Origin of the sequence: Bradyrhizobium sp. (assembly GCF_049586575.1) — a bacterium.
Lineage (GTDB): Bacteria > Pseudomonadota > Alphaproteobacteria > Rhizobiales > Xanthobacteraceae > Bradyrhizobium.
This window is the reverse complement of the sequence record NZ_JBAVCF010000663.1, coordinates 1-6,846: the sequence shown is the minus strand read 5'-3', so window position 1 is coordinate 6,846 and position 6,846 is coordinate 1. Positions and strand designations below refer to the sequence as shown.

Annotated in this window: 7 protein-coding genes and 2 pseudogenes; 3 read left to right on the top strand and 6 right to left on the bottom strand. The window is 60.0% G+C overall.

Annotated elements, in window-relative coordinates; translation table 11 throughout:
- Positions 1 to 13: 13 nt before the first annotated feature.
- Complete coding sequence (locus WB528_RS24315; protein WP_423891491.1) at positions 14 to 565, bottom strand: helix-turn-helix domain-containing protein; 552 nt, start codon at positions 563 to 565, stop codon at positions 14 to 16.
- Positions 566 to 741: 176 nt separating this feature from the next.
- Between WB528_RS24315 and WB528_RS24310 the strand changes: the two genes are divergently transcribed.
- A complete protein-coding gene (locus WB528_RS24310) occupies positions 742 to 1,383 on the top strand; it encodes a glutathione S-transferase family protein (protein WP_423891489.1) in 642 nt (213 codons plus the stop codon).
- Positions 1,384 to 1,435: 52 nt separating this feature from the next.
- On the top strand, positions 1,436 to 2,137 hold the full coding sequence (locus WB528_RS24305) for a TetR/AcrR family transcriptional regulator (RefSeq protein WP_423891487.1): 702 nt from the start codon (positions 1,436 to 1,438) through the stop codon (positions 2,135 to 2,137).
- Between the two features lie 122 nt (positions 2,138 to 2,259).
- Here the strand turns inward: WB528_RS24305 and WB528_RS24300 are convergent, their stop codons facing one another.
- On the bottom strand, positions 2,260 to 3,009 hold the full coding sequence (locus WB528_RS24300) for a TetR/AcrR family transcriptional regulator (RefSeq protein WP_423891486.1): 750 nt from the start codon (positions 3,007 to 3,009) through the stop codon (positions 2,260 to 2,262).
- 298 nt (positions 3,010 to 3,307) lie between these two features.
- Between WB528_RS24300 and WB528_RS24295 the strand changes: the two genes are divergently transcribed.
- A complete protein-coding gene (locus tag WB528_RS24295) occupies positions 3,308 to 4,546 on the top strand; it encodes a serine hydrolase domain-containing protein (RefSeq protein WP_423891484.1) in 1,239 nt (412 codons plus the stop codon).
- 434 nt (positions 4,547 to 4,980) lie between these two features.
- Here WB528_RS24295 and WB528_RS24290 read toward each other — a convergent pair.
- The 4 genes and pseudogenes from WB528_RS24290 to WB528_RS24275 form a co-directional block, all read right to left on the bottom strand.
- A pseudogene (locus WB528_RS24290) lies at positions 4,981 to 5,088 on the bottom strand (metallophosphoesterase); the annotation flags it as partial.
- A gap of 124 nt (positions 5,089 to 5,212) precedes the next feature.
- A complete protein-coding gene (ruvB, locus tag WB528_RS24285; protein WP_423891483.1) occupies positions 5,213 to 6,262 on the bottom strand; it encodes a Holliday junction branch migration DNA helicase RuvB in 1,050 nt (349 codons plus the stop codon).
- Positions 6,259 to 6,678, bottom strand: coding sequence for a cytidine deaminase (locus WB528_RS24280; RefSeq protein ID WP_423891480.1), 420 nt, complete (start codon positions 6,676 to 6,678; stop codon positions 6,259 to 6,261). The genes ruvB and WB528_RS24280 overlap by 4 nt, the downstream gene beginning before the upstream one ends.
- A 42-nt stretch (positions 6,679 to 6,720) precedes the next feature.
- A pseudogene (locus tag WB528_RS24275) lies at positions 6,721 to 6,846 on the bottom strand (Holliday junction branch migration protein RuvA); the annotation flags it as partial.

Sequence of the window (6,846 nt, the reverse complement as noted above, 5' to 3'; positions counted from 1 at the left end):
TGGAACCAAATTTCTATCTTGCCGACGTCGATCGCCTTTTCGCGCGCGACTTCATCCAGGCGCGCTGGGAACTTTTTTTAAAATCCTCGATGGCTCCCTCGGCTTGCGCATGATGGCGGGGTCGTGCTGAGAGCTTGCGGTAACCCATCGCCCGAAGCTCCCGGCTCAGCGTCTGCTTGGCGACCGTGATGTGGAACTCCTCGTATACCCATTGGGAAAGATCGATCAGTCGCCAGCGCACGACACCGTGGATCGCCGGGATCGGGCCGCTCTCGATCATCCGCACAATCGCCTGGCGTTGCACATCATTGAGCCTCGTGGGTTGGCCTGGCGATTTGCCGTCAAGCAGGCCCGAGGCACCCCGCGCATTAAACCGCATCACCCAGTCCCGGATGATCTGCAGCGTCACGCCGCCGATCTTCGCCGCCTCGGTGCGGGTCGCCCCATCGTAAATGGCCGCCAGCGTCAAAAGCCGCCGAGCCTGCGGGCCATCCTTCGTCTTCCTCGCAACAGCGCGCAGTTGCGATGCCTTGAAGTCCCCGCGCAACGATACTGCAATAGCCATGACGAACCTCCATCGTTCGCCACCAATGAATCAGAGCAAAACTGATTTGGGAATCGTCAACGAGTCACAATTGCTGAGATTTGGTATCAGCCCGAAGGAGTGAGAAAATTGTTTGACGGCGAATAAATATCAACGTACGTTCGTATTTATTAAATCCACGGTTCTGGAGCATTCAGATGCAAACGCTTTACTGGTCACCTGGCGCCTGTTCAATCTCACCTCACATCGTCCTCGAGGAGATAGGGCATCCATATCGGGTCGAGCAGGTCACTATCGATCAGCAAGGAACCGCCGAGGTCCTCACCAGTCCCGAGTACCTGAAGATCAATCCGAAGGGGCGCGTTCCTGCGCTCACTATCGATGATCGTGTTCTGACAGAGGCGCCGGCGATCATGACGTTTCTGGCTCGTCGGCATCCTGAAGCTCAATTGATTCCGAAGGATCCCGAAGCCGAAGCGCGTTGTTTTGAATGGATGAACTGGCTGTCGACCGCGGTACATGCAGTCGCATTCGGTCAAGTGGTTCGGCCGCAGCGGTTCGTCACCGATGCAAAAGACTATCCGGCAGTGATCGCAAAGGGTCGCCAAAACGTCGGCACGGCCTTTGCCTTTATCGAACAGCAGCTCCATGGCCGAAACTGGGCGGTGCCCGACCAGTACACGATCGTGGATGCGTACTTGCTTTTCTTCTACCTGGGTTCGAAGCGTGCGGGGAATCCCATGCAGGAGCGATATCCAGCATGGAGCCAAGTTGCAGAGCGGGCACTGGAGCGGCCGGCAGTGCGGCGCGTGCTCGAACATGAGGGCATGCCCGCTTGAATTGGAGGCTTTGCATGTAGTTGGCTCGGGATTGAGTGAATGCGGGTGAGATATGAAAACTGGTCGTGGTCGCATTACCCCGCCCGCGGGCGAGACAGACGGGCGACGCCTTCGGGGCGCGAAAGCGCGCGCAATCATCCTCGACCGCGCGATGGATGTTGCTTCGGTTTCAGGATTTGAGGGGCTGACTGTAGGCTCACTCGCGTCAGATCTCGGGATCAGCAAGGGCAACATCACCGTGCTGTTCGGGGACAAGGAAGCTCTGCAAGTCAAAACGCTGGATGCGGCTGCAGAGGTGTTTTCAGCAAAGGTAATCACTCCGTCGCTGGACGAGCCTATTCCAATCAAACGGCTTCGACGCCTTTGCCATGGCTGGTTTGACTACGTTGATCAGCGCGTGTTTCCCGGCGGCTGCTTGATGTACGCGGCCATCAATGAATATCGCGCGCGACCTGGGGTTATCCAAGATCGAGTCAACAAATGCCGCGATGCGTGGAAGGCGCTGCTGGCCAGGACCATTCGAGATGCCCAAACGGCTGGGGAGATCCGAGCAGATCAGGACGTCCAGCAACTCGTGTTCAAGCTAACTGCGTTTCAGGCGACGTCAAATACGGCAGCGCTTCTGGGCGACGTAAAATACTTTTTGCTCGGTCGAACGATGACCGAGGCCGCGATTCTCGAGGCCGAAGCGGCGGACCAATCATCGATGCCAGTGCGTCGAAAAGCACCTGCAAGGCGTAAGCGACCAGTCTAGGCTTCCGTTACTGGCAAGCTCGCGCGGGCGTCGACGTTCAGTAGCAAAGAGGACCTGGGCGCAACAAAAGTAACGTAGCCACTGCTGGCCCTCGGGGCACAAAGTTCTGCGCTTTCCCTGACCTATAGCGAGGCACCTTGATCGTCTGGGCTGGGGGTGGTTCGGGATGACTCTGCCTTAGACCCGTCGCGCCCATCGACGCTGCGGCCCTTGGCCACGCGCAAGGCGTTTCCAACCAGCGAAACCGCAGTGCGTCGCACCTGATCTTCGTCAACCTGCAAAGGCAGTGCATCTCGCAAGCGGTGCATGGCGAGCCAAGCGATCATCTCAAGGAGCCCCCGCGCCGCTGTCGGCGGATCTATATCCCGTTGGAAGAGACCCCGTACCTGTCCCATGGCGATGAAGGTTGCGAGGTCCTTGAGATATTGGGCTTTGACCTGCTTCACATAGAGGTTGGCAATTCCGGGGATGTCTTTGGCGCACCGATCGAGCAACCAAATTCCGCGGCGCCTCGCGTGCATCATGTCATAGAGCTCAGCCGCAACGCCGGGGAGGTCAGCGGGCTGCAGCAGCATCCTCCCGCTGCGGATATTCTCCGATAGGACGGGCCATACCGCCGCGCGCTTGAATTCACGCTTGAGCAAGTGGAGCGTCTCGTCCGGCGAGCCGATGCGATAGGGCAGCTCCGACTCGTCCAGCTTCAGTTCAAACGCATGAGCCACCGCCAGATGCAGCAGCGCTTCTTTGCCTTCGACGTAGCTATAGAGAGCCCCGGCAGAAAGACCGGCTTCGCGGGCGACATCGGCCATCTGGGTCAGCCGGTAGCCTTGCTGGCTGAGGACGGTAATGGCGGCCTCCGCGATCTGATGCAACCGTCCAGCTGGCTTTCGTCTCATGTCACATCCTTACTCTGGTGGCGGCCTTCAGGGAAATCGGGCTTGACCCCGGTTTACAGTCTGAATATAAAATGAACCATTCATTTATCTAATAGTTCGCTCCCATGTTTTAAGGATGGGGGTTTTCTGCGGCTCCGGACAACCTCCGGCATCTTATCGAACGTTGTGCCCGATCTGCAGGTCGTGCGTGCGCTCACAGGTTTCCCCGTTCGCTGACGAGGCGTTGTTGATGATGAGGCGAAAGAACGATGAAGACGCGATTCGAGAGAGGTCGATGAATTGGTTGATTTTGGTCGGGACCATCGGGATGGCGCTTTTCGCTTTGGCCTGGTCGCTGGCAGAGCCTTTCGATGTGCTGGGCCCCGAATATGTTCGCCGCATCATTCTATGGGGTAATTCTTCGGTAGCCGACATCGATCATTTTCCGGCGCGCCCCATCGCCGCTCCGGCTTCTGCCTATCATTTTATCGAGGCTCCCGACGAGCAACGCGTTGCAGCCGCCTTTCGACGGGTTCTGACTGACGACCCTAAATCGGCGCCGCCCAAGGGCGATTTTCGTGAATTTCTGGCGCGCAACGGCACGACCGGCTTCATCATCGCGGAAGGCGATCGGCTTCTCTATGAAGGATATTTCGACGGCCGGCAGCGCGATTCCTGGCAGACGTCCTTCTCCATGGCCAAGTCCTTCCTCTCCACCTTGATCGGCATCGCCGTGGCCGAAGGCCGCATCAAATCGGTCGATCAACCCATCACCGACTTTCTGCCCGAGCTCGATCGCGCAAAGTTCGGGCATGTGACCATCCGACATCTCCTGCGGATGTCTTCGGGCTTCGTCTACGACCGTTCCAAAATTCTGGGCCTTGTGGACTCTCCCTGGGGAGACGATGCCAAGGTTTATCTCAGTCCGTACTTGAGAAAGCTCGCCTTTGGCGTGCAGCCGGAACGGCGCCCACTCGAGCGGTTCCAATACAACAATTATCATCCCTTGCTGCTCGGACTCATCCTGGAGCGAGCCACGGGCCTGTCGGTCAGCGCCTATCTCGAGAAGAAGATCTGGGCGCCGCTTGGGATGGAATTCGCCGCTTCATGGAGCCTCGACAGCGAGACCGACGGTCTGGAGAAACTCGAAAGCGGCCTCAACGCGCGCACGATCGACTTTGCCAAATTCGGGCTGCTCATGCTCCGACACGGCACCTGGAACGGCAAGCAGATTGTCCCATACGACTGGATCGAAGAGGCGACAACGCCACCTGTCGACATACCCGAAGATTATTATCATCACGACCTCTTCGCGGATGAGCCGGTCTTTCGTGGCGATGGTGGCTTCTATGGCTTCATGTGGTGGGGGTACGCCCCAAAGGGTGGGCGCCGCGATTTCTTCGCCTTCGGGCGATACGGCCAGTTCATCTACGTTGCCCCTGACAAGAACCTCTTCATCGTGCGTAACGGCACCAGCGACGGAAAGGTGACCTTTTGGCCTGCGGTACTTCGCCGGTTGGCCGATGCACTTTAGCAAGCGCGCCTGCACGAGAAGTGACGTTCACTTCCGGTCACATGCAGGTGAAGTCAAGCTTGGGTGCCGATCGGTAGGCACCGGTCGGCCCGCCGTCTACATCCATCCGTTCATTTCATTCGGTGGAGTCCACGGTGCCACCGTTCCGGCGTACATCCCCACACACCGCTGGCTGTCAATGGACCTCCAAGGGCATGGCTTGCATCGGATTACCCAATGGGGGTGCAGGAATTCCTGTCGCATCACAAGAGAAGCACTGCCGACATCCCACCTGCTACGGTCGAACTTCGACACGCGGCCTTTCTCTGCGCCCCCATCGCAATTTCTCGGAACACCCGTCTACGACGCGACCCGCTCTGACTTCGTGGGACATTCTGTGCCGAGCGAGGGCAAGGCGGATTGGCGCAACCCAAGGATCGCACGCGCCTAGCCGGCTTGCCCAGCGTCACCAGCCGTTGTTCCGGCGGGACGCCGAGTCGGAACGGCACGATGCTGCAACCGAGGCCGCCGGAGACGATGACGTCGCTGTTCATCCTGACGTGGACCGATCGTGATGCGCCCGGCTTTTGCCGTGGGAATACAGCTGCATTGGGGAACGTTCGTGCAGATATTGCGCAAGCTACCGGTGGCGATGTGACATGCGCGTCTCTATCGCTCGGTTAACCGTCATTCGTCCTCGCTGTCGGTCCCGAACAATCCGAACTGCGCCGGATCGCGTGCGGGTTCGGCAAGACCTAGATGACGGAAGGCATGCGAGGTCAGGAGACGTCCGCGCGGAGTGCGTTGCAGATAACCGCACTGGATCAAGAACGGCTCGATGATGTCCTCGATCGCGTCACGCGGCTCCGACAAGGCCGCCGCCATGGTCTCGACGCCGACCGGGCCCCCGCCATAGTTCATCGCAATGGTCATGAGATAACGCCGGTCCATCGCATCGAGACCGGCGGCATCGACTTCCAGCGCGCTCAGCGCGTTGTCGGCAATTTTGCGATCGATCGATTCGGCGTCCGCGGCGGAAGCGAAATCCCGCACCCGCCGCAACAGCCGTCCCGCGATGCGCGGCGTGCCGCGGGCGCGACGGGCGATTTCGTTTGCGCCGTCGCCGGTCATGCCGATCTGGAGCACGCGGGCGCCGCGGGTGACGATCTTTTCCAATTCTTCTTCGGTGTAGAAGTTCAGCCGCACCGGAATGCCGAAACGATCGCGCAGCGGATTAGTCAGGAGGCCCGCGCGCGTGGTGGCGCCGACCAGGGTGAATTTTGCAAGCTCGATCTTGACCGAGCGCGCCGCCGGCCCCTCCCCGATGATCAGGTCGAGCTGGAAGTCTTCCATCGCAGGATAGAGCACTTCCTCGACCGCCGGGCTCAGGCGATGGATTTCGTCGATGAAAAGCACGTCACGTTCTTCGAGATTGGTCAGAAGGGCAGCGAGATCGCCGGCCTTGGCGATCACGGGCCCGGAGGTGGCGCGAAAACCGACGCCGAGTTCGCGCGCGACGATCTGGGCCAGCGTGGTCTTGCCGAGCCCGGGCGGTCCGACAAACAGCACGTGGTCAAGCGCCTCCCCGCGCTTGCGCGCGGCCTCGATGAAAATCGCGAGATTCTTGCGCGCCTGGGCCTGGCCGACGAATTCGGACAGCAGTTGCGGCCGCAGCGCGGTATCACCGACATCGTCGGTGCGGCGTTCGGGCGTGACGATGCGGGAGGGCGGATTCATTCGTTGCCCCTCCGGTATTTGTTCGGCAACAGCTCACTGATCTTCGTCACTTTCGGCGTGCGGCCGTTGTCGGGCACGATGACGCGCGCCTTGGCGTCATAGTCGTAGATCAGTTCACGGCAGATGCCGCAGGGCGAGACCACCGCGATCTTGCCCGGCTCGTCGGGTTTCGGATGACGCACGGCGACGATGGTCTCGATGCCATGGTCGCCGCCCTCGGTGATGGCGCGGCCGATGGCGATGGCTTCGGCGCAGACGGCGATCCGGCCGATATAGGCGTCGATGTTCACGCCGGTGATGATGCGGCCGTCGCGGGTGCGCATTGCCGCGCCGACTTCCTGCCAGTCGTTGCGGTAACGCTGGCTGATCGCCTTGGTGGCCGCTGCTATCAGTTCCTTGTCCTTTTTACTCAGCATGGTCGACGTTGCATTTCCTTCGAGGCGGCGGGCAGCGACAGGTTACTTCGCCAATTCCTTCAGTCCCAGCCGGATGAGTTGCGCGGTCTCGGCCTTTTCTCCGGCGCTGCGCGAAGCGGCTGCGATGGCCGCCGCCGCCTGCGGCTGGCCATAACCGAGATTGACCAA

What these genes read in the sequence shown, in the direction of transcription:
- WB528_RS24315 (WP_423891491.1), bottom strand. Translation starts at nt 565, where the DNA reads ATGGCTATTGCAGTATCGTTGCGCGGGGACTTCAAGGCATCGCAACTG.
- WB528_RS24295 (WP_423891484.1), top strand. Translation starts at nt 3,308, where the DNA reads ATGAATTGGTTGATTTTGGTCGGGACCATCGGGATGGCGCTTTTCGCT.
- WB528_RS24280 (WP_423891480.1), bottom strand. Translation starts at nt 6,678, where the DNA reads ATGCTGAGTAAAAAGGACAAGGAACTGATAGCAGCGGCCACCAAGGCG.
- ruvB (WP_423891483.1), bottom strand. Translation starts at nt 6,262, where the DNA reads ATGAATCCGCCCTCCCGCATCGTCACGCCCGAACGCCGCACCGACGAT.
- WB528_RS24310 (WP_423891489.1), top strand. Translation starts at nt 742, where the DNA reads ATGCAAACGCTTTACTGGTCACCTGGCGCCTGTTCAATCTCACCTCAC.
- WB528_RS24305 (WP_423891487.1), top strand. Translation starts at nt 1,436, where the DNA reads ATGAAAACTGGTCGTGGTCGCATTACCCCGCCCGCGGGCGAGACAGAC.